Annotated in this window: 19 protein-coding genes; 6 read left to right on the forward strand and 13 right to left on the reverse strand. The window is 60.2% G+C overall.

Annotation, left to right across the window (positions count from 1 at the left end; genetic code table 11):
• Genes DSD31_RS14075 through DSD31_RS14085 form a run of 3 tightly spaced genes read left to right on the forward strand, consistent with a single transcriptional unit; the run spans position 1 to position 3,137 of the window.
• Entirely contained in the window at positions 1-1,086 is a 1,086-nt protein-coding gene (locus DSD31_RS14075) for an HlyD family secretion protein (protein ID WP_015584459.1), read from the forward strand.
• Complete coding sequence (locus DSD31_RS14080) at positions 1,083-2,462, forward strand: efflux transporter outer membrane subunit (RefSeq protein WP_113991115.1); 1,380 nt, start codon at positions 1,083-1,085, stop codon at positions 2,460-2,462. The genes DSD31_RS14075 and DSD31_RS14080 overlap by 4 nt, the downstream gene beginning before the upstream one ends.
• A gap of 15 nt (positions 2,463-2,477) precedes the next feature.
• Positions 2,478-3,137, forward strand: coding sequence for an O-methyltransferase (locus tag DSD31_RS14085; RefSeq protein WP_004861341.1), 660 nt, complete (start codon positions 2,478-2,480; stop codon positions 3,135-3,137).
• Between the two features lie 504 nt (positions 3,138-3,641).
• Here DSD31_RS14085 and hrpA read toward each other — a convergent pair.
• Positions 3,642-7,487 carry an ATP-dependent RNA helicase HrpA gene (gene hrpA, locus DSD31_RS14090; protein ID WP_255416107.1) on the reverse strand — a complete coding sequence of 1,282 codons (3,846 nt, stop codon included), beginning with the start codon at positions 7,485-7,487 and terminating at the stop codon, positions 3,642-3,644.
• A 258-nt stretch (positions 7,488-7,745) separates the two neighbouring features.
• Between hrpA and azoR the strand changes: the two genes are divergently transcribed.
• The 3 genes from azoR to nadS all read left to right on the forward strand — a co-directional run bounded on the left by azoR (position 7,746) and on the right by nadS (position 9,212).
• The gene (gene azoR, locus DSD31_RS14095; RefSeq protein ID WP_004861333.1) at positions 7,746-8,351 is read left to right on the forward strand and encodes an FMN-dependent NADH-azoreductase; all 606 of its coding nucleotides are present in this window, start codon (positions 7,746-7,748) and stop codon (positions 8,349-8,351) included.
• 242 nt (positions 8,352-8,593) lie between these two features.
• Positions 8,594-8,926 carry a type II toxin-antitoxin system RelE/ParE family toxin gene (locus tag DSD31_RS14100; RefSeq protein WP_069475984.1) on the forward strand — a complete coding sequence of 111 codons (333 nt, stop codon included), beginning with the start codon at positions 8,594-8,596 and terminating at the stop codon, positions 8,924-8,926.
• A 1-nt stretch (position 8,927) separates the two neighbouring features.
• Positions 8,928-9,212, forward strand: coding sequence for a NadS family protein (gene nadS / locus DSD31_RS14105; protein ID WP_113991116.1), 285 nt, complete (start codon positions 8,928-8,930; stop codon positions 9,210-9,212).
• A 24-nt stretch (positions 9,213-9,236) separates the two neighbouring features.
• On the opposite strand, the gene paaY is transcribed toward nadS, so the two are convergent.
• The 12 genes from paaY to paaB form a co-directional block, all read right to left on the reverse strand.
• Positions 9,237-9,833, reverse strand: coding sequence for a phenylacetic acid degradation protein PaaY (gene paaY / locus DSD31_RS14110; protein WP_004861325.1), 597 nt, complete (start codon positions 9,831-9,833; stop codon positions 9,237-9,239).
• 9 nt (positions 9,834-9,842) lie between these two features.
• On the reverse strand, positions 9,843-10,769 hold the full coding sequence (paaX, locus tag DSD31_RS14115) for a phenylacetic acid degradation operon negative regulatory protein PaaX (RefSeq protein WP_004861322.1): 927 nt from the start codon (positions 10,767-10,769) through the stop codon (positions 9,843-9,845).
• A 167-nt stretch (positions 10,770-10,936) separates the two neighbouring features.
• Entirely contained in the window at positions 10,937-12,253 is a 1,317-nt protein-coding gene (gene paaK, locus DSD31_RS14120) for a phenylacetate--CoA ligase PaaK (protein WP_004861319.1), read from the reverse strand.
• A gap of 26 nt (positions 12,254-12,279) precedes the next feature.
• Positions 12,280-13,485: a 3-oxoadipyl-CoA thiolase gene (gene pcaF / locus DSD31_RS14125; RefSeq protein WP_064357113.1), complete on the reverse strand. Its 1,206-nt coding sequence runs from the start codon at positions 13,483-13,485 to the stop codon at positions 12,280-12,282.
• On the reverse strand, positions 13,485-13,907 hold the full coding sequence (paaI, locus tag DSD31_RS14130) for a hydroxyphenylacetyl-CoA thioesterase PaaI (RefSeq protein WP_004861316.1): 423 nt from the start codon (positions 13,905-13,907) through the stop codon (positions 13,485-13,487). Before paaI ends, pcaF begins: the two co-directional genes overlap by 1 nt.
• Positions 13,897-15,339: a 3-hydroxyacyl-CoA dehydrogenase PaaH gene (gene paaH, locus DSD31_RS14135; RefSeq protein ID WP_015584466.1), complete on the reverse strand. Its 1,443-nt coding sequence runs from the start codon at positions 15,337-15,339 to the stop codon at positions 13,897-13,899. The genes paaI and paaH overlap by 11 nt, the downstream gene beginning before the upstream one ends.
• A gap of 3 nt (positions 15,340-15,342) precedes the next feature.
• A complete protein-coding gene (gene paaG, locus DSD31_RS14140) occupies positions 15,343-16,131 on the reverse strand; it encodes a 2-(1,2-epoxy-1,2-dihydrophenyl)acetyl-CoA isomerase PaaG (protein WP_004861311.1) in 789 nt (262 codons plus the stop codon).
• Between the two features lie 2 nt (positions 16,132-16,133).
• Positions 16,134-16,901, reverse strand: coding sequence for a 2,3-dehydroadipyl-CoA hydratase PaaF (paaF, locus tag DSD31_RS14145; RefSeq protein ID WP_004861307.1), 768 nt, complete (start codon positions 16,899-16,901; stop codon positions 16,134-16,136).
• Positions 16,898-17,968: a 1,2-phenylacetyl-CoA epoxidase subunit PaaE gene (gene paaE, locus DSD31_RS14150; protein ID WP_113991117.1), complete on the reverse strand. Its 1,071-nt coding sequence runs from the start codon at positions 17,966-17,968 to the stop codon at positions 16,898-16,900. The genes paaF and paaE overlap by 4 nt, the downstream gene beginning before the upstream one ends.
• Positions 17,969-17,975: 7 nt before the next feature.
• Positions 17,976-18,473, reverse strand: a complete 498-nt coding sequence (gene paaD / locus DSD31_RS14155) for a 1,2-phenylacetyl-CoA epoxidase subunit PaaD (RefSeq protein ID WP_004861301.1) — start codon at positions 18,471-18,473, stop codon at positions 17,976-17,978.
• 12 nt (positions 18,474-18,485) lie between these two features.
• On the reverse strand, positions 18,486-19,241 hold the full coding sequence (gene paaC, locus DSD31_RS14160; RefSeq protein ID WP_032717349.1) for a 1,2-phenylacetyl-CoA epoxidase subunit PaaC: 756 nt from the start codon (positions 19,239-19,241) through the stop codon (positions 18,486-18,488).
• 7 nt (positions 19,242-19,248) lie between these two features.
• A complete protein-coding gene (gene paaB / locus DSD31_RS14165) occupies positions 19,249-19,536 on the reverse strand; it encodes a 1,2-phenylacetyl-CoA epoxidase subunit PaaB (RefSeq protein ID WP_004861295.1) in 288 nt (95 codons plus the stop codon).
• Positions 19,537-19,543 lie beyond the last annotated feature (7 nt).

Consider the following 19,543-nt stretch of genomic DNA (forward strand, 5'->3'; position numbering starts at 1 on the left):
ATGAGTCAGCAGGATGCGGCCAGGCAACAGGCCAACACCCGCAATAATATCCGCGTGGTATCTATTTTTACCGCCGCCGCCATCGGTCTTATCGGCGTGCTGGTGATTTTGTATGCCTGGCAGCTGCCGCCGTTTACCCGCCACAGCCAATTTACCGATAACGCCTATGTTCGCGGGCAGACCACCTTTATCAGTCCGCAGGTCAGCGGCTATGTGACTGCCGTTAATGTCCAGGATTTCGCCTACGTCAAGCCAGGCCAGGTGCTGTTCCAGATTGATGACCGGATCTACAAACAGCGCGTTCATCAGGCGCAGGCGACGCTGGCGATGAAAGAGGCGGCGCTGAAAAATAACCTGCAGCAGCGTAAAAGTGCCGAGGCGGTCATTCAACGCAACGAAGCGGCGCTGCAAAACGCCCGCGCGCAGAACCAGAAAAACCAGGCCGATTTAAAACGCGTGCAGGATTTGACCGCCGACGGTTCACTGTCCATACGCGAACGCGATTCCGCCCGGGCCAGCGCGGCGCAGGGTTCCGCCGATATTGAACAGGCAAAAGCAACGCTGGAAATGTCGCGCCAGGATCTGCAATCAACCATCGTAAACCGCGATGCGCTGGCAGCCGACGTCGCCAGCGCCAGCGCGGCGCTGGAGCTGGCGGAAATCGATCTGAACAACACGCGCATTGTCGCCCCCACCGCCGGTCAGCTCGGACAGATATCCGTGCGCCTCGGCGCCTACGTTAGCGCCGGTACCCACTTAACCTCGCTGGTGCCGCCGCAGCACTGGGTGATCGCCAACATGAAAGAGACCCAGCTGGCGCAAATTCGTATCGGCCAGCCCGCCACCTTTACCGTCGATGCGCTGAACGGCGAAACATTCAGCGGTACCGTACAAAGCATCTCGCCGGCGACCGGCGTTGAGTTCAGCGCTATCTCCCCGGATAACGCCACCGGCAACTTTGTCAAAATCGCGCAGCGCATTCCGGTGCGCATTGCGGTGAAGGACGGGCAGAAAAACAGTTCGCGACTGCGCCCGGGGATGTCGGTGCAGGTCACCATTGATACCCGCGAGGGAGCACAGCCATGATCCGCCCGCTGACTCTCGCGCTGGCCCTCGTACTGATCGGCTGTCAATCGGCGGACGTTCAGCGTGCCGGGTCGTCATTACAGATCCCGGCCGCCTGGCGTGCCGATGTCGGCCCGGCTAGCCCGGTGGAAGGGGCGTGGTGGCGCCACTTTCACGACAGCCAGCTCAATCGCTATGTCGACCAGGCGCTACGCTACAACAGCGATGTGCTGATCGCCCGCGAGCGCGTCAATGAGTATCAGGCCCGGGCCTACGCCGTCGATAGCAGCCTGTTTCCATCGCTGGATGCCTCATTGACCGGCACCCGCGCGCGGGCGCAGTCCGCAGCAACCGGCCTGCCCGTGCACAGCACGGTCTACAAAGGCGGATTAACCGCCAGCTATGATGTGGATATCTGGGGCGCTAACCGCAGCGCGGCCAGCGCCGCCCAGGCGAGTCTGGAGGCGCAAAAAGCCGCCGCCGCGGCCGCCGATCTCACCGTCGCCACCTCGGTGGCCGCGGGGTATCTGACGCTGCTTTCGCTGGATGAGCAGCTGCGGGTCACCCGGCAGACGCTGAAATCGCGCCAGGACGCGTACAACCTGGCTAAACGTCAGTTTGAGACCGGCTATACATCGCGCCTGGAGCTGATGCAGGCCGATTCTGAACTGCGTTCAACCCGTTCGCAGATCCCGCCGCTTCAGCATCAAATAGCTCAGCAGGAGAACGCCCTGAGCGTCCTGACGGGCAGCAACCCTGGCAGCATTCAGCGCCAGGATTTCAGCCGACTGACGCCGCTCGCGCTGCCGTCCCAGCTGCCCTCCACGCTGCTGAACCGCCGTCCGGATATTGTTCAGGCCCAGCGGCAATTGCTTGCCGCCGATGCCACCCTCGCCTCCTCGCAGGCGCAGCTCCTGCCGTCGATCAATTTGACCGCCACCGGTAGCCTGCAGGATCGGTCGTTGCCGGACCTGCTCGATAACCCGCTGCGGTTGTGGAGCCTTGGCGGCAGTATTCTCGCCCCGCTGCTCAACCGTCAGGCGCTCAATGCGCAGGTGGATGTGTCGATGGCGCAACGCAACCAGGCGCTGTACGGTTATGAGAAGACGGTGCGCGGCGCGTTTCAGGAAGTGAATGACAGTCTTGATGCCATCGCCCGCTATGGCGAGCAGTTAAACGAACTTCTCAGCCAGCAAGAGGTGGCGCAGGAAACCTTGCGCATTGCGCAGAATCGCTACCGCAACGGCTACTCCTCCTATCTCGACGTACTGGACGCCCAGCGCACGCTGTTCGCTACGCAGATTAGCGTTGTGCAGGTGAAAAACAATCTGCTACTGGCGCAGGTGGATTTATACCGGTCGCTGGGAGGCGGCTGGTCAGACTCATCAGGGACGTAACGCGGGAAATCGCTTATGCAACAACAATGGTCTGCCGTAGACAGTTATCTGATTGATGCTTTAATTCCCCAGGATCCGCTGCTCAGCCAGGTGCTGGCGAACAATCAGCGCGCCGGGCTGCCGGCTTTTGACGTCGCCGCTAATCAGGGACAGTTTCTGGCGCTGCTGGTGCGCATGGTGCGGGCGCAGCGGGTGCTGGAAATCGGCACGCTCGGCGGATACAGCACCATCTGGATGGCTCGTGAGCTGCCGGAAGATGGCGAGCTGCTGACCCTGGAGGCCGATCCGCGCCATGCCGCGGTGGCGCGCGAAAATCTGCGTCTGGCGGGGGTCGATAAGCAGGTCACGCTACGGGAGGGGCCGGCGCTGCAGACCCTGGAATCCCTCGGCGATCGCCCGCCGTTTGATCTGATTTTTATTGATGCCGATAAACCCAGCAATCCCGACTATTTGCGCTGGGCCTTGCGCTATTCCCGACCGGGAACATTGATTATCGGCGATAACGTGGTGCGCGACGGCGAGGTGGTGAACCCGCGCAGCGAGGACGACCGCGTGCAGGGTGTACGACGCTTTATCGAGATGATGGCCCGCGATCCGCGCCTGACGGTCACGGCGCTGCAAACGGTAGGCAGCAAAGGCTGGGATGGGTTTACGCTGGCGTGGGTCAACGGGTAGCTTTTGTGCGGTTCGATTAGGTTGCGATATTATTGCTGAAAGAATTTTCAGCAATGACTATGCAGGCATGAGGCATCGGGACATGCAGCAGGGGGTTGGGCCGGCAAAAAATCGCTGAGGCGCAGGCGGCTGGCCGGGGCCGCCAGCATGGACAAAAACGCCCGGAGCGTTTTTGAACGACGTTGACGTCTGCCCGAAGGGGTGAGTCCCAGGGATGGGACGAATAACCTGGCGGAGGCAAGCCTTACAGGGAACTTACCTCTTGCCGTCCCCGAACAGCCAGACGGCGGAGACGAAGGTATCGCGCAGCGACGATTTTTCTTGCCGGGATGCCGGGTCCCCAGAGCCGGGCGAAACCGGCCCTGGGCCGTTCACCTGTGCCGCAGGAAACAGAAGTATACGGAACCGATAGTGAACGCAACATTCCACCGAACATTTCACAGAACAAACGAAGAAAACACGCCTTCGCCCAAACCACCCTAAAAACGACTATCAGCCGGTCGATCAGGCGACGATCTGCTCCATCGCCTGCAGCACCCGCTTGTCGGAGATGGGATACGGCGTTCCGAGCTGCTGGGCGAAGAAGCTGACGCGTAGCTCCTCAATCATCCAGCGAATCTCCTGCACATCCGTATCCCCACGACGCCCCGGCGGCAGCTTATTCAGCCACTGCTGCCAGGCCTGCTGGATACTCTCCACCTTAAGCATCTGCGCCCGGTCGCGATGCGGATCGATGGCCATTTTCTCCAGCCGTTTTTCAATCGCCTGCAGATAGCGCAGAGTATCCCCCAGCCGGCGGAAACCGTTGCCGGTCACGAAGCCGCGATAGACCAGCCCGCCCATCTGCGCCTTAATATCCGACAGCCCCAGCGCCATGCTCATGTCGACGCGCCCTTTCAGCCGCTTATTGATGTTAAACACCGCGGTCAGAATCTGTTCAACCTGTTTGGCTATCTCCACCACCGTCTCATTCAGTTCGGCGCGCACCTTATCGTGCAGTCTGGCGAAATCCTCCTCGCGCCACACCGGGCCGCCCGCCTCATCGATAAGTTTATCGACGCCACAGGAGATACAGTCATCAATCAGATCCAGCACTTTGCCGTAAGGGTTAAAATAGAGCCCCAGCTTGGCTTTATTCGGCAGTTTCTCGTGCAGATACTTAATCGGCGACGGGATATTCAGCAGCAGCAGACGGCGCAGCCCCTGCCACATCGCCTGCTGCTGCTCCAGCGGATTATCAAACAGCTTAATCGCCACGCTGTCGCGTTCATCCACCAGCGCCGGCCAGGCTTTCACCTTATAGTTGCCGCGTTTTTGCTCGTAGCTCTCCGGCAGCTGACCGAAACTCCAGATATGCAGCCCGCTCTGCTCAATGCCATCGTCGGCAACGGCAGAAAGCGTCTCCTGCACTTTGCCCTTCAAAGCCTCTTTTAAATCCTGCAGCGAACGCCCTTCCGCCAGCTTTTTGTTCTTGTCATCCACCACCCGGAAGGTGATTTTCAGATGATCGGGCACCTGTTCCCACTGCCAGGCCTCGCGGTCGATGGTCACGCCGCTCATCCGCCGCAGCTCGCGCTCCAGCGAATCGAGCAGCGGCAGCTCCAGCGGCGTCGCGCGGCCTAAAAACGCCTCGGCGTAGTTCGGCGCCGGCACGAAATTACGGCGCACCGGTTTCGGCAGCGATTTAATCAGCGCGATAATCAGCTCGCGACGCAGGCCGGGAATCTGCCACTCGAACCCGGCCTCTTCCACCTGGTTGAGCAACGGCAGCGGAATATGTACCGTCACCCCGTCGGCATCGGCGCCCGGTTCAAACTGATAGGTCAACCGCAGCTTGAGGTTGCCCTGATGCCAGAAGTTCGGATAGTCAAGCTTACTGACCTGTTCCGCCCCCTCTTTGATCAACATACTCTTTTCGAAGTTGAGCAGATCCGGCGTTTCGCGACTGGCCGCTTTCCACCACTTATCGAAGTGGCGCGCGGAGATCACATCGTGGCTGATACGCTGGTCGTAGAAATCGAACAGCGTATCGTCATCCACCAGAATGTCGCGGCGGCGCGATTTATGCTCCAGCTCTTCGATTTCCGTACGCAGCCTGAGGTTGTCGCGGAAGAAGGCGTGACGCGTCTGCCAGTCCCCCTCCACCAGCGCGTGGCGGATAAACAGCTCGCGGCACAACGCCGGGTCGATCTGGCTATAGTTCACTTTGCGGGCGGCGACGATCGGCAGACCGTAAACGGTCACTTTCTCCCTCGCCATCACCGCCCCCTGCGCCCGCTCCCAGTGCGGTTCGCTGTATGAGCGTTTCAGCAGGTGCTGCGCCACCGGCTCTATCCATTCCGGGTCGATGCGCGCGGCAATCCGTCCCCACAGACGGCTGGTTTCCACCAGTTCGGCAACCATCGTCCACTTCGGCGGTTTCTTGAACAGACCGGAGCCCGGGAAGATAGAGAAGCGCGCATTACGCGCGCCGGTAAATTCCTGCTTATCGTTATCTTTCATCCCGATGTGCGACAGCAGACCGGTCAGCAGCGCGGTATGGATTTCGCGATACTCCGCCGGCTCGCTGTTAATCGGCAGCCCCAGCTCTTTCACCACCTGGCGCAGCTGGGTGTAGATATCCTGCCATTCGCGCACCCGCAGATAGTTGAGAAAATCGGTACGGCACTGGCGACGGAACTGGTTCGAGGAGAGCGCTTTTTGCTGCTCGCCAAGGTAGTTCCACAGGTTAACAAACGCCAGGAAGTCGGACTCTTTATCGTGGAAGCGGCGATGTTTCTCATCGGAGGCCTGCTGCTTGTCCATCGGGCGTTCGCGCGGGTCCTGAATCGACAGCGCCGAGGTGATGATCATCGCTTCACGCACGCAGCCATGTTTTTGCGCTTCCAGCACCATCCGCGCCAGGCGCGGGTCAACCGGCAGCTGGCTGAGCTGACGGCCCATCGGCGTCAGCTTATAGGCGGTCTGCTGCTCGTCGGTGGTAATCGCCCCCAGCTCCTCAAGCAGACGCACGCCGTCCTGGATATTGCGCTTATCCGGCGCTTCGACGAACGGGAAGGCGGCAATATCTCCGAGGCCCAGCGCGGTCATTTGCAGAATCACCGACGCCAGGTTAGTACGCAGAATTTCCGGGTCGGTAAATTCCGGGCGCGAGAGGAAATCGTCTTCGGAATAAAGACGAATACAGATCCCTTCGGAAACACGGCCGCAGCGCCCTTTACGCTGGTTAGCAGAGGCCTGAGAGACCGGCTCAATCGGCAGACGCTGCACCTTGGTCCGGTAGCTGTAGCGGCTGATGCGCGCGGTGCCCGGATCGATAACATACTTAATGCCCGGCACCGTCAGCGAGGTTTCGGCGACGTTGGTCGCCAGCACAATCCGCCGCCCGCTGTGCGACTGGAAGACGCGGTTCTGCTCGCTGTTCGATAAGCGCGCATAGAGCGGTAGCACTTCGGTATGGCGCAGATTGAGCTTATTGAGCGCATCGGCGGTATCGCGAATTTCGCGCTCGCCGCTCATAAAGATCAGGATATCGCCGGGACTTTCACGTCCCAGTTCATCAACGGCATCGAAGATCGCCTGCAGCTGATCGCGTTCGGTGTCGTCGGCATCTTCAACGATTGGCCGATAGCGCACCTCCACCGGGTAAGTTCGCCCGGAGACTTCGATAATCGGCGCGTTGTTAAAGTGGCGCGAAAATCGTTCCGGGTCGATGGTTGCCGAAGTAATGATAATTTTCAGGTCCGGGCGACGCGGCAGCAGTTCCCGTAAATAGCCGAGCAGGAAGTCGATGTTGAGGCTACGTTCGTGCGCTTCATCGATGATGATGGTGTCATACTGCATCAACAGTCGATCCTGCTGGATTTCCGCCAGCAGAATACCGTCGGTCATCAGCTTGACCATGGTGTTGTCGCTAACGTGGTCGCTAAAACGGACCTTATAGCCGATGCAGCCGCCCGGCTCGCTTTGCAGCTCTTCGGCAATACGGTTGGCCACGGTGCGCGCCGCCAGACGACGCGGCTGCGTATGGCCAATCAGCCCTTTCACCCCGCGCCCCAGCTCCATGCAGATTTTCGGCAGCTGGGTGGTTTTACCGGAGCCGGTCTCCCCCGCCACAATGACCACCTGATGGTCGCGAACCGCCTGCAAAATCTCATCTTTTTTCTGGCTGACCGGTAGATTTTCCGGGTAAGTAATCGTCGGACGCGACGCTTCACGCAGCAGGACTCTCCCTGCAGCTTGTTCGATCTCCTGCGCCATCTCCTGAAGAATGGCCTGCTGGGCTTCAGGATTTTTAACCTTCTTCACGCCATGCAGGCGACGGGAAAAGCGTGACTTATCACGCAGCATCAGGCCATCAAGCCGTTGGAATAGCTGAGAGAAGGTGAACTTTTGTTGTTCTGTCATAGCGTTATCGGGCAGCGCACTGCCGGGAAAAATCTCTTTTGATGTATTGCTGTATATTACCACATCTGCGAATCGCATGCCTTGTTCAAAAAAATTGAATACAGGGTTCGATTTATTGCGCTTTCTCTGTGGCATGATTGTGAATACAGTGTCAACAAGCACCAGGGCATCGACCCGTCAACCTCATATAAGGAAACACCCATGAGCAAAGTATTAGTACTGAAATCCAGTATTCTGGCAGGGTACTCACAATCCGGTCAGCTGTCCGACTATTTTGTTGAACAATGGCGTGAACAGCACGCTGAAGATGTTATCACCGTGCGTGACCTGGCAGCCAATCCGATTCCGGTACTGGATGGTGAACTGGTTGGTGCTCTGCGTCCGAGCGATGCGCCGCTGACGCCGCGTCAGCAGGAAGCGCTGGCGCTGTCCGACGAGCTGATCGCTGAACTGCAGGCTAATGACGTGATTGTTATCGCCGCGCCGATGTACAACTTCAACATCCCGACTCAGCTGAAAAACTACTTCGACCTGGTGGCTCGCGCCGGTGTGACCTTCCGCTACACCGAAAAAGGACCAGAAGGTCTGGTTACCGGTAAACGTGCGGTCGTGCTGACCAGCCGTGGCGGTATCCATAAAGATACCCCGACCGATCTGGTGACGCCGTACCTGTCTACCTTCCTCGGCTTCATCGGTATCACCGATGTGAACTTTGTCTTCGCAGAAGGCATTGCTTACGGTCCGGAAGTCGCGGCCAAAGCGCAGTCCGATGCCAAAGCGGCCATCGATAGCGTGGTTGCAGCGTAATTTAGATTGTCACTCCCACCGCACGGTGGGAGTTTCTTCTCCCCGTCACCCACCTTACGAGACGCCTCGTAAAATCAGCAGCCCATTCTGCCTGTAAATCCTCCAACGTATACGATAGCGCTCACGGCCTGCGGCCAGCTGTCTCCGACCTCCGGGCCTGACCTGACAACATGTCGAAAAATCATCGATAGGTACCATGTACACGCTCAGGTGTACATGGTACCTTAGCAAGGAGCGTACTCATGTGCTGTGCGATTGAATTTATCGAAACGCCGCTGTTTACCCGGCAGATAAAACAGCTTGCGACTGACGATGAGCTTCGGGCGCTGCAGAAAGAACGCATTGGCAATCCGGATGCCGGGGATATCATCCAGAATACGGGTGGACTACGGAAAATCAGGATGGCGACCGGCGCTCAGGGGAAAAGCGGCAGCGCGAGGGTGATTTATTTCCTCGCCACCGCTGAGATTATCTATCTGGTTTTGGCGTACCCGAAAAGCACCAAAGATAATCTCACCGATGCAGAAAAATCCCGGCTCAAAAAACTAGCTAACCTACTGAAAAATGAGGTGTGACATGCGTTTTTTTGATGAGTTTCAAACGTCCCTCAAAGAAGCCGTTGATATCAAAAATGGCGATAAAGCCCCGGCCCGCGTGACTCGCTATGAGATCGCTGACGTAAAAGCCATTCGCGCGCAGCTGAACGTTTCCCAGACGGAAATGGCGCAAGCGCTGGGAACCAGCGTGGATACCATTAAAAGCTGGGAGTCCAGACGACGTAACCCAACGGGACTCGCGGCAAAAGTGCTGGCGGCGATTCAGGCGAACCCGGCACTTTTTCGCGAGCTGGCTAAATATTAGGCCCTCGAAGCCAGGGGCTCTGGTTCAGGATGATGATTTCGGCCGCAGGCTTTCATCAAACTCCAGCCGCTTTCTCTGCGGCTCCACCTCTTTCAGCGGCTCCACCTGATGCAGCGTTTGCTGGCAGCGCTCGACCAGCGCCTGATACTCCCGCGTCCCCTGCTTTTTCCACGCGATCTCCTGTTCGCTCAGGGTGCGAATGGCCTTCGCCGGGCTGCCGACGATCAGATGGTTGGCCGGCATCTCGGCTTTAGCCTTAACGAACGCCGAGGCGCCGACGATGCTGTTTTCGCCAATCGTTGCGCCGTCGATAATCACCGCGCTCATCCCCACCAGCGCGTTGCGGCCGATAACGCAGCCGTGAAGGATCGCCCCGTGACCGATATGCCCGTCCTCTTCGACCACCGTATCCTGGCCGGGAAAGCCGTGCATCACGCAGTTATCCTGAATGTTGGCGCCATCTTTCACCACGATGCGCCCGAAATCACCGCGCAGGCTGGCGTTAGGGCCGACGTAGACGCCTTTCCCGAGGATCACGTCGCCAATCAGCACCGCCGTGGGATGCACATAGCTTTCATCCGGTACAACGGGGGTCATACCGTCAATCTGATAAATCGGCATCAAGCCTCCTTAGGCGCCTGGCAAACCGCCAAAACGCTGATAATAGAGCGGCCCCGGTGCAGGCAGTTCCCCCACCGAGCTTTCCCCTTTTTCGCCGACGAAGGTCAGCGCGCCCGGTGCCACCCGCTGGTAAATATTGATGCACAGCTGGCGCGCGGTTTGGCCGGCCCAGTGCGCAGGCAGGAGCTCCTCCGGTAACAGCGGATCTTTGAGCACCACGCGACGATAGAAATGGATCAGCAGCAGCTGGATCTGAAAGCAACGTTGCGGCGTTAACTCGTCGGCATCCGCATCGCGCAATAGCGGTAGCAGCGGGCGAAACAGAGCAATAAAGGTGTCGTACATCGTGTTCTGCTCGGTCAAATGCCAGCACTCTTCAACCCGGGCGCGCAGCGCCGCCTGGGAGAGCGCCAATGGCGAATGGGCTTCAAAACAGATCACGTTTTCCGCCACGCCCGCTTCGTGCAGCAGCGACTGAACATCCGCCATTTTTTGCGACGGCGAGGCGAGCAGACTCGGTGCCAGAGCGCCAAAGCCTTGCCACAGCAGCTGCTTTTTCACTTCCGCCAGCTGATTTTTCTCCAGCCCTTCCGACAGCAGCAGCAGCCAGGTCCCGTCCCATTCCGGCGCGCTGGCGCGGTAGATTTTATGCTCCGCCCGGCGCGTCAGGCGCAGCCCTTTGTCGCTCAGACGATAGAAACTGCGTCGGCCGATGCGCACCACATCCAGCCACTCCTCTTTGTTCAGCCGGAACAGCGCCGTGCGCACGAACCGTTCGCCAAAACCCAGCCCTTCCAGCAGCGCGGCCACGCTGCCGAGCCACACTTCACCACCGCGTTGTAGCAATGAATCTCCGTACAGCGAGGCAATCAGCGAAGTGCCGCTGACAGGCATCGCTTCGACCGCCTGTTGAATAAAAGTATCGAGTTTACTCATTTGATTCATTCTGTTGTTATTGTTGTCCTTTCTGAATCATAGCACAGGAAAATCCCCGGTAGCGCAGGCTAACCGGGGATCGGGTCTGGATCCCCGGTTAGCCTGCGCTACCGGGGATCGGGTCTGGATCCCCGGTCGGGCGCAAGCCGCCGCCGGGACGTCGCGGCTTAACCGTTGGCGACGATTTTGCGCAGGTCGGAGACGCGGCAGGCCTTACCTTCCGAACGAGGGATACTGCCGCAGTTGACGATGCTAATATCCGTCGAAATCCCGACCATCGACTTAATACGGTGGCGCAGCTGATGGCAGATCTGGCAGCGCTGTTCATGACTCAACGACAAGCTGCTCTCTTTCAGCTCGACGCGAACAGAAAGTGAATCAAGATGGCCGCGACGATTGACTTCCAGCTGATAGTGCGGCGACAGATGCTCGACTTTAAGGATCTCCTCTTCCAGCTGCGACGGGAAGACGTTTACCCCGCGAATAATCAGCATATCGTCGCTGCGCCCGCTGATGCGATCCATCCGGCGCATGGTGCGTGCGGTGCCCGGCAGCAGACGGGTCAGATCGCGGGTACGGTAACGAATCACCGGCAGCGCCTCTTTGGTCAGCGTGGTAAACAGCAGCTCGCCGTGTTCGCCATCCGCCAGCGGCGTACCGTCGTTGGGGTTAACCACTTCCGGGAAGAAGTGATCTTCCCAGATAGTCGGGCCGTCGGCGGTTTCCAGACACTCCATCGCCACCCCCGGCCCCATCACTTCCGACAAGCCGTAAATATCCAGCGCGGAGATCCCCAGGCGACGCTCAATCTCTCCCCGCATCGCCAGCGTCCACGGCTCGGCGCCGAAGACGCCGACCCGCAGCGAGCAGCCGCTGGCGTCGCCGCCCATCTGGCGTTCCAGCTCTTCAATCAGATTCAGGCAGTAGGACGGTGTCACCATGATCATGTCCGGCTGAAAATCGCGGATCAGCTGCGCCTGCTTTTCCGTCTGGCCGCCGGACATCGGGATCACCGTGGCCCCCAGGCGCTCTGCGCCGTAGTGGGCGCCGAGACCGCCGGTGAACAGCCCGTAGCCGTAGGCGACATGAATTTTATCTTTTGCCGTACCGCCGGCGGCGCGCAGCGAACGGGCAACGATGTTGGCCCAGGTGTCGATATCATTTTGCGTATAGCCCACCACCGTCGGTTTGCCGGTGGTACCGGAAGAGGCATGAATACGCACAATTTGTTCCATCGGTACCGCAAAGGTATCAAACGGATAGTTATCGCGCAGATCCTGTTTGGTGGTACACGGGAACTTGCTCAGGTCGCTCAGTTCGCGAAAATCGTCAGGATGGACGCCCGCCGCATCAAATTTACGCCGGTACATCGGCACATTGTCATAGGCATGTTTCAGCGTCCATTTCAGGCGCTGGGTTTGCAAAGCGTGTAATTCGTCACGAGAAGCAGTTTCAATCGGATCTAATTTTGTATTAGTTATCATTTTAGGGTACTCGCAGGTAAAGTCGCTCACACTCGCTCAAGGATCATGGCAATGCCCTGACCCACGCCAATACACATCGTACACAGCGCATAGCGCCCGTTCCGTCGCTGCAGCTCCAGGCTGGCGCTCAATGCCAGCCGCGCGCCGCTCATGCCCAATGGATGACCTAAGGCGATAGCCCCGCCGTTGGGGTTAACATGCTCAGCATCGTCCGCCAGACCCAGCTGCCTGAGGACGCCCAGGGCCTGTGCAGCAAAGGCTTCGTTCAGTTCGATAACATCCATATCGTTAATATTCAGTCCGGCGCGCTCCAGCACTTTGCGTACCGCCGGCACCGGCCCCAGCCCCATAAACTTTGGCTCCACGCCCGCGGTCGCCATCGCCACAATTCGTGCGCGTGGGGTTAACCCCTGCGCCCGCGCCTGCTGTTCGCTGGCGATAATCAGCGCAGCGGCGCCATCGTTCACCCCGGAGGCGTTTCCGGCGGTGACCACGCCGCCTTTGCGAAAGGGCGTTTTTAATCCCGCCAGCTGTTCAAGGGTGGTCTCGGCACGCGGGTGTTCATCCTCGCGAACCGCGCTCACCGCCCCTTTCTTGCCAATAATCTGTACCGGCACGATTTCCTGCGCCAGAATCCCCGCCCGCTGCGCTTTCGCCGTCAGCTGCTGGCTGCGAAAAGCGAAGGCATCCTGATCGGCCCGGCTGATATTTAACAACTCAGCTACATTCTCTGCCGTTTCCGGCATACTGTCAGTGCCAAATTGCTGCTGCATGAGCGGGTTCACAAAACGCCAGCCGATGGTGGTATCAAACAGCTCGGCCTGACGCTGGAACGGCGCGCTGGCTTTGCCCATCACAAACGGCGCCCGCGACATCGATTCCACGCCGCCGGCAATCATCAGATCCGCATCCCCGGCTTTGATGGCGCGTGCGGCAAAGCCGACCGCATCCAGGCCGGAACCACACAGCCGGTTGATGGTGGTGCCGGAGACGCTCTGCGGGTAGCCCGCCAACAGCGTCGCCATATGCGCCACGTTGCGGTTATCTTCCCCGGCCTGGTTCGCGCAGCCGAAAATCACATCATCGATAGCCGATGGATCGAGACCCGGATTACGGCTCAGCAACTCTCGCAGCGGAATGGCGGCTAAATCATCGGCGCGGACGCTGGCCAGCGCCCCGCCGTAACGACCAATCGGCGTACGAATCCCATCACAGATAAAGGCGTCACGCATCAGACTTCTCCCGTAATTGTGCCGCCGATGCGGTGCGATTTGCCGCGAAACAGGGCCACAATCTTTTGTTGTTGATTAACGATTTCAATGTCGTAGACGCCGGTCAGTTTCCCCTGCTGCTTCACCCGTGCCGTGGCGACCAGCCGGTCGCCGGCAAAGGCCGGACGCAGGAAGTCGATACTGGCGGCAGAAGCCACCGCCGCCAGCCCCTGGCTGTTACAGGCATAGGCAAATGCGGTGTCGGCCAGCGAAAACAGTTGCCCGCCGTGACAGGTCTGATGGCCGTTAAGCATGGCTGACGAGACGGTCATGCTCATCTGCGCATAGCCGTCATCCATTTCAATAATCTCGATGCCCAGGGTTCTGGCGCAGGTATCTTTTTCGTACATCGCGCGCGCGTTGCGCCAGGCCTCATTGCTCATTACGCTTCTCCACAAGCGCCTTCTGGCGCAGTAAGGAACCGGGGCGATAACGCTCTTCGCCATAGTGCTGTTGCAGGTTCTCCAGCAGGCGCAGCACGCGCTGCCAGCCCAGAGATTCGCCCCACGCCAGCGGGCCATGCGGATAGTTGACGCCCAGGCGCATCGCGGTATCGATATCTTCCGGGCTGGCGACCCCTTTTTGCACCGCGTCGAGGGCTTCATTAATCAACATGGCGAGGGTACGCCAGACCAGCAGACCAGGATAATCGGCAATCAGCAGCACTTTCTTGCCCTGCTGCTGGAAATAGCGCACCGCTTTGTCGGTCGCCGACGCCGGGTTCGTCGCCGCCGTTGCCAGAACCACGGTGTCACCCGCGCAATAGTCATACACCACTACCGGACAGCCATACCGCACGCTCAGCGCCTGGGCGGTTTCACCTTCCGTTTCCAGCAGTCGCACATCGTCCAGCGCGATCGCCACCCTTCCGGTGACACTGTCACCTGTCGTGCAGACGGTTTTGGCCCCGCGAGTCTCAGCCACGGCGGCCAGCGCCGGCACCGATGCGCTCTCAATGGGCCAGCGATAGACGCCCTGTCCACTCTTCTTGCCTAAACGCCCGGCCAGCGCCAGCTCCTGCTGCACCAGCGACGGCAGAAAACGGCGGTCCTGCCAGAACGCGTTAAAGACCGAACAGGTCACGGCGAAGTTGACGTCCTGACCAATCAGGTCGGTCAACGCCAGCGGCCCCATCGGGAAACCGCCGCCGTCGCGCAGCGCGGCATCAATCACCGCCGGGGGAGCCACCTGCTCCTCCAGCGCCCGCCACGCTTCGGCATAGAACGGCCGCGCCACGCGGTTAACGATAAACCCCGGCGTCGAACGGCAGCGTACCGGCTGTTTTCCCCATGCCGTCACGCACCGGCACAGCTGTTCAACCACTTCCGGCGATGTCGCCAGGCCGCTCACCACCTCGACCAGTTTCATCACCGGCGCGGGGTTAAAGAAGTGCAGCCCGGCCACCCGCTCAGGGTGCCTGACATCGGCGGCAATGGCGGTAATCGAGATCGATGAGGTATTGCTGGTCAGCAGCGTTGACGGGGAGCAGATCGCCGCCAGCTGGTTGAAAAGCGCTTTTTTGACATCCGGGCGCTCTGACGCCGCTTCAATCACCAGCCAGGCGTCGGACAGCGCGGCTAACTCGGTGACCGGCACAAGGCGGGCGACAAGCGCATCCGCCTGATCCGCCGTCAGCTTGCCGCGCGCCACGCGGGCGGCCAGACGCTGACGAATACCTTCCACGGCGCGGGTCAGCGCCTCGGCGGCGATATCGTAGAGCAGAACCGGATGTCCGGCCGCAGCGGCCACTTCCGCAATGCCGGCCCCCATGGTGCCCGCGCCGATCACGGCGACGGTTTGCAGTGTTTGGCTCATGGTCTATTTCCCGCTGAACTGTGGAGGACGCTTCGCCAGGAAGGCACTGACACCTTCCCGATAGTCATCGCTGCGTCCGGCCAGACGCTGATAATCGCGCTCAAGATCCAGCTGCGCATCGAGGCCGTTGGTCTCCGAGGCCTGGAGCGCTTTTTTGATAAGCCCCAGACCGAAGGTCGGCTGCGTCGCCAGATGGCGGGCCAGCTGACGACTGGTATCGGCCAGTTCGGCGTCCTCCACCAGTTGCCAGATCATCCCCCACTGAGCGGCCTGTTCGGCGCTGAGCTTCTCACCCAGCAGCGCCAGCCCCATTGCCCGGGCGCGCCCGGCCACCCGCGGCAGGAACCAGCTACCGCCGCAGTCTGGGACCAGCCCCAGCTTGCTGAAGGCCATCACAAAATTCGCCGACCGCGCGGCGAGGACAATATCGCAGCCCAGCGCGAGGGTGGCGCCCGCGCCAGCCGCCACGCCGTTCACCGCGGCAATGACCGGCTTCGGCAGCGCCGCCAGACGGCGCACCAGCGGGTTATAGAAACGCTCAACGGACAGGCCCAGATCCGGCGCCGGGCCGCTGGGGTCGACGTTTCGATCATTTAAATCCTGGCCGGCGCAAAAACCGCGGCCGGCACCGGTAATCAGCAGACAGCGCACGTTCTCATCGCGCTCGGCCTGAGTCAGACAGGCCGCCAGCTGCTGATGCATAAGGTCGTTAAAGCTATTAAGACGATCCGGGCGGTTAAGGGTAATCGTCATCACACCCTGTTCTACTTCGCTGAGAATAAAAGCGTCCACGATTAGCGTCCTTTAAATTCCGGGGTTCGTTTTTGTAAGAAGGCGGCAATACCTTCGCGGCGATCGTCGGTGGCGCTCAGCAGCGTAAACAGCTGGCGTTCCTGTTGAAGACCGGCCTGAAGGCTCACTTCCTGCGCCTGGCGCAGCGACTGTTTCGCCGCACGCAGCGCCAGCGGCGAATGGCCGGCGATGGTCGCCGCCAGCTTCAGGGCATATTCGTCGGTCAACAGCGCCGGGGCGATCTCGCTCACCAGACCGGCCTGTTGCGCCCGCTGCGCATCAATACTTTCACCGCTCAGCACCATCCGGCTGGCCAGCGCTTTCCCTACGCAGCGGATCAGACGCTGGGTGCCTCCGGCGCCGGGCATAATACCGAGAGTGATTTCCGGCAGGCCGAAGCGCGCGTTATCGCCCGCCACCACCAGGTCGCAGAGCAGCGCCAGCTCGCAGCCCGCGCCAAGGGCGTAGCCGTTGACAGCGGCGATCAGCGGCTTCGGAAAAGCATCAATCCGCGCCCACAGACGTGGGCGAATATCATCCATCGTGGCAGGCAGGTCTTTTTCCGCCATTTCGTTCAGGTCGGCGCCGGCGGCAAAGAAACGGCGGTTGCCGCCGATCACGCAGGCACGGATATCCGGGTCAGACGCCGCCGCGTCCAGGGCGTCGGCAATCTGCGTCAGCAGCGCGTTATTCAAGGCATTTCGCGCCTGCGGGCGATTGAGGGTCAGCAGCAGGACCCGCTGGTGACGGGTTATCAGCAGATCGCTCATGCCATTCCCCTTGCGTCAAAGTCCACCACCACATCGCCGCTGGTCGGCAGCGCCTGGCAGCTCAGGACATATCCGGCAGCCAGTTCGTCCGCTTCCAGGCTGTAGTTGGCCGCCATCGCCACTTCACCGCGCAGCACTTTACATTTGCAGGTGGCGCAGACGCCGCCTTTACAGGCGAAGGGCAAATCCGCCCCCTGGCGCAGCGCCGCATCCAGAATGCTGTCATCTTCCGCGGTGAGGGCAATCTGCCGATCGCGGCCGTCCTGACGAATCGTGACGGTGCGGCCTTCAGCCTGCACGCCGGTGGCGCGTTTAACGCTGCTTCCGGGCGTATTAAAGCGCTCGAGATGAATCCGGTTTTCCGCCATCCCCAGCTCGCGCAGCGCCGTTTCGGCTTCATCCATCATCACCGCCGGACCGCAAATAAAGGCCTCGTCGAAGCGGCTGAAATCGAGCAGCCTGACGGAGAGCGCGTGCAGTTTTTCGCCATCAATGCGCCCCTGCAGCAAATCGCTGTCCATCGACTCCTGGCTGAACAGATGCACCACCTGCAGCCGCTGCGGGTAGCGGTCTTTTAAATCCGCCAGCGCCTGACGGAACATCATGCTGCTGCTGCTGCGGTTGCCATAAATCAGGGTGAAGCGACTATTCGCTTCGGTGGCCAGCGTGGCGCCAATAATCGCCATCATCGGCGTGATACCGGATCCGGCGGCAATCGCCAGATAGTCAGCCTCGCGCCCGGCCTGCGGCTGGTAGCCGAAGTGCCCCTGCGGCACCATCACGTCCAGCACCATCCCCTTGCAGATATCGCTCTGCGCATAGCGGGAGAAACGCCCGCCGTCGATGGCTTTGACCGCCACGCTGATTTCTGCCGGCGAGCGGCTGCGACAGATGGAGTAGCAGCGGCGAAGCTCTTCCCCGCCGAGGCGGGCTTTCACGGTCAGGTGCTGGCCCGGGCGGAAGGCATACTCCGCCTGTAGCGCGTCGGGAATCGCAAAGGTAATGGTTACCGCATCGCGGGTTTCCGGCTCCACTTTCGCGACGGTAAGCGAATGAAACGTCGTCATGGCAACCTCAAATACATTTAAAGTAATCAAAGGGTTCACGGCAGCTGTCGCAGCGATAAAGCGCTTTACAGGCCGTCGAACCGAATTCACTGATCGGCGTGGTGTGAACGCTGCCGCAGCGCGGGCATACCACCTCCTGCGGAAGACCGGCATGGCAGGCGTGCCCCTGCGGCGGGCTGATGCCGTACTGGCGCAGACGCTCGCGGGCATCCTGGTTCATCCAGTCGGTGGTCCACGGCGGGTCAAGCTGCAGGACAACATGCACCGGCGTATAGCCGTGGCGAGCCATCGTCGCGCGAATCTCCCCCAGCAGATGCTCGGTCGCCGGGCAGCCCGAGTAGGTCGGCGTAAAGCCAATCACCCAGCCTTCGCCATGCGGCGCCACGCTGCGCACCATGCCAAGATCGGTAATGGTCAGCACCGGCACTTCCGGATCGGGGATCTCACTTAACAGCGCCCAGATAGCATGGACTTCTGCGGGTGCGATATCGGCGAGACGTTGCATAGCCACCTCCTGTTACCACTGCTGACCGGGATAAGCGCGTTGCAGATACTGCATTTCCGCCAGCAACGGCCCGAGATGTTCACTGTGCAGTCCCTGTTTACCGCCGTGGCGAAACGCCGCCTCTTGCGGGATCTGCAGCCCGGCGTCAAGCAGCGCGGTGTGAACCGTACTCTGCCACTCCGCCTGCAGGTCGCGGGGGTCAACGGCGATACCCTGCTCGACAAGGGCAAGCTCCAGCGCGTCGGCGAGGAACAGCTCCCCGGTAAAGCGCCACAGACCATCGACCGCCTGCTGCATTTTCTGCGCCGACACCTCGGTGCCGTTGCCCAGACGCTCCAGCCAGCCGCGGCTGAAGCGCAGGTGGTAGCGCACTTCTTTAAGCCCCTTGGCGGCGATGGCGGCAATTTGCGCATCACGACTGTTAACCAGCCGGGTAAACAGCGCCACGTGCCAGGCATCGATAAAGAACTGACGGGCGATGGTGTCGGCAAAGTTGCCGTTCGGCTGTTCCACCAGCAGGAGATTGCCGTACTGACGTTCATCCCGACCGTAGGCCAGGGTATCTTCATCGCCGCTCCCCGCCAGCTCAGCCGCATAGCTGAGGAAGTTGCGCGCCTGGCCCAGCAGATCGAGGCCGATATTGGCCAGCGCGAGGTCAATTTCCAGCTCCGGGGCATGGCCGCACCACGCGCCTAAGCGCTGGGCCAGCACCAGGCCGTTATCGCCGAGACGTAGCGCATAGGTTGCAACGGGATTCAGGTTGTTCATCGTTGCCTCACATATGTTCCATGCCGTCAGGCACGCTGTAGAAAGTCGGATGGCGATAGACTTTGCTCTCCGCCGGATCAAAAAACTCGCCGCGTTCTTCCGGCTGGGATGCGACGATCTGGCTGGCTTTCACCACCCACAGGGAGCAGCCTTCGCTGCGACGGGTGTAGACATCGCGGGCATTTTCTAACGCCATCTGGTCATCGGCGGCATGCAGACTGCCGACGTGACGATGGGATAACCCCTGCTTGCTGCGAACAAATACTTCATATAACGGCCAGTAAACGTTGCTCATCATGCTT

Origin of the sequence: Klebsiella sp. X13 (genome assembly GCF_003323835.1) — a bacterium.
Classification (GTDB): domain Bacteria; phylum Pseudomonadota; class Gammaproteobacteria; order Enterobacterales; family Enterobacteriaceae; genus Klebsiella; species Klebsiella ornithinolytica.

What these genes read in the sequence shown, in the direction of transcription:
- DSD31_RS14075 (WP_015584459.1), top strand. Translation starts at nt 1, where the DNA reads ATGAGTCAGCAGGATGCGGCCAGGCAACAGGCCAACACCCGCAATAAT.
- DSD31_RS14080 (WP_113991115.1), top strand. Translation starts at nt 1,083, where the DNA reads ATGATCCGCCCGCTGACTCTCGCGCTGGCCCTCGTACTGATCGGCTGT.
- DSD31_RS14085 (WP_004861341.1), top strand. Translation starts at nt 2,478, where the DNA reads ATGCAACAACAATGGTCTGCCGTAGACAGTTATCTGATTGATGCTTTA.
- hrpA (WP_255416107.1), bottom strand. Translation starts at nt 7,487, where the DNA reads ATGCTGCGTGATAAGTCACGCTTTTCCCGTCGCCTGCATGGCGTGAAG.
- azoR (WP_004861333.1), top strand. Translation starts at nt 7,746, where the DNA reads ATGAGCAAAGTATTAGTACTGAAATCCAGTATTCTGGCAGGGTACTCA.
- DSD31_RS14100 (WP_069475984.1), top strand. Translation starts at nt 8,594, where the DNA reads ATGTGCTGTGCGATTGAATTTATCGAAACGCCGCTGTTTACCCGGCAG.
- nadS (WP_113991116.1), top strand. Translation starts at nt 8,928, where the DNA reads ATGCGTTTTTTTGATGAGTTTCAAACGTCCCTCAAAGAAGCCGTTGAT.
- paaY (WP_004861325.1), bottom strand. Translation starts at nt 9,833, where the DNA reads ATGCCGATTTATCAGATTGACGGTATGACCCCCGTTGTACCGGATGAA.
- paaX (WP_004861322.1), bottom strand. Translation starts at nt 10,769, where the DNA reads ATGAGTAAACTCGATACTTTTATTCAACAGGCGGTCGAAGCGATGCCT.
- paaK (WP_004861319.1), bottom strand. Translation starts at nt 12,253, where the DNA reads ATGATAACTAATACAAAATTAGATCCGATTGAAACTGCTTCTCGTGAC.
- pcaF (WP_064357113.1), bottom strand. Translation starts at nt 13,485, where the DNA reads ATGCGTGACGCCTTTATCTGTGATGGGATTCGTACGCCGATTGGTCGT.
- paaI (WP_004861316.1), bottom strand. Translation starts at nt 13,907, where the DNA reads ATGAGCAATGAGGCCTGGCGCAACGCGCGCGCGATGTACGAAAAAGAT.
- paaH (WP_015584466.1), bottom strand. Translation starts at nt 15,339, where the DNA reads ATGAGCCAAACACTGCAAACCGTCGCCGTGATCGGCGCGGGCACCATG.
- paaF (WP_004861307.1), bottom strand. Translation starts at nt 16,901, where the DNA reads ATGAGCGATCTGCTGATAACCCGTCACCAGCGGGTCCTGCTGCTGACC.
- paaE (WP_113991117.1), bottom strand. Translation starts at nt 17,968, where the DNA reads ATGACGACGTTTCATTCGCTTACCGTCGCGAAAGTGGAGCCGGAAACC.
- paaD (WP_004861301.1), bottom strand. Translation starts at nt 18,473, where the DNA reads ATGCAACGTCTCGCCGATATCGCACCCGCAGAAGTCCATGCTATCTGG.
- paaC (WP_032717349.1), bottom strand. Translation starts at nt 19,241, where the DNA reads ATGAACAACCTGAATCCCGTTGCAACCTATGCGCTACGTCTCGGCGAT.
- paaB (WP_004861295.1), bottom strand. Translation starts at nt 19,536, where the DNA reads ATGAGCAACGTTTACTGGCCGTTATATGAAGTATTTGTTCGCAGCAAG.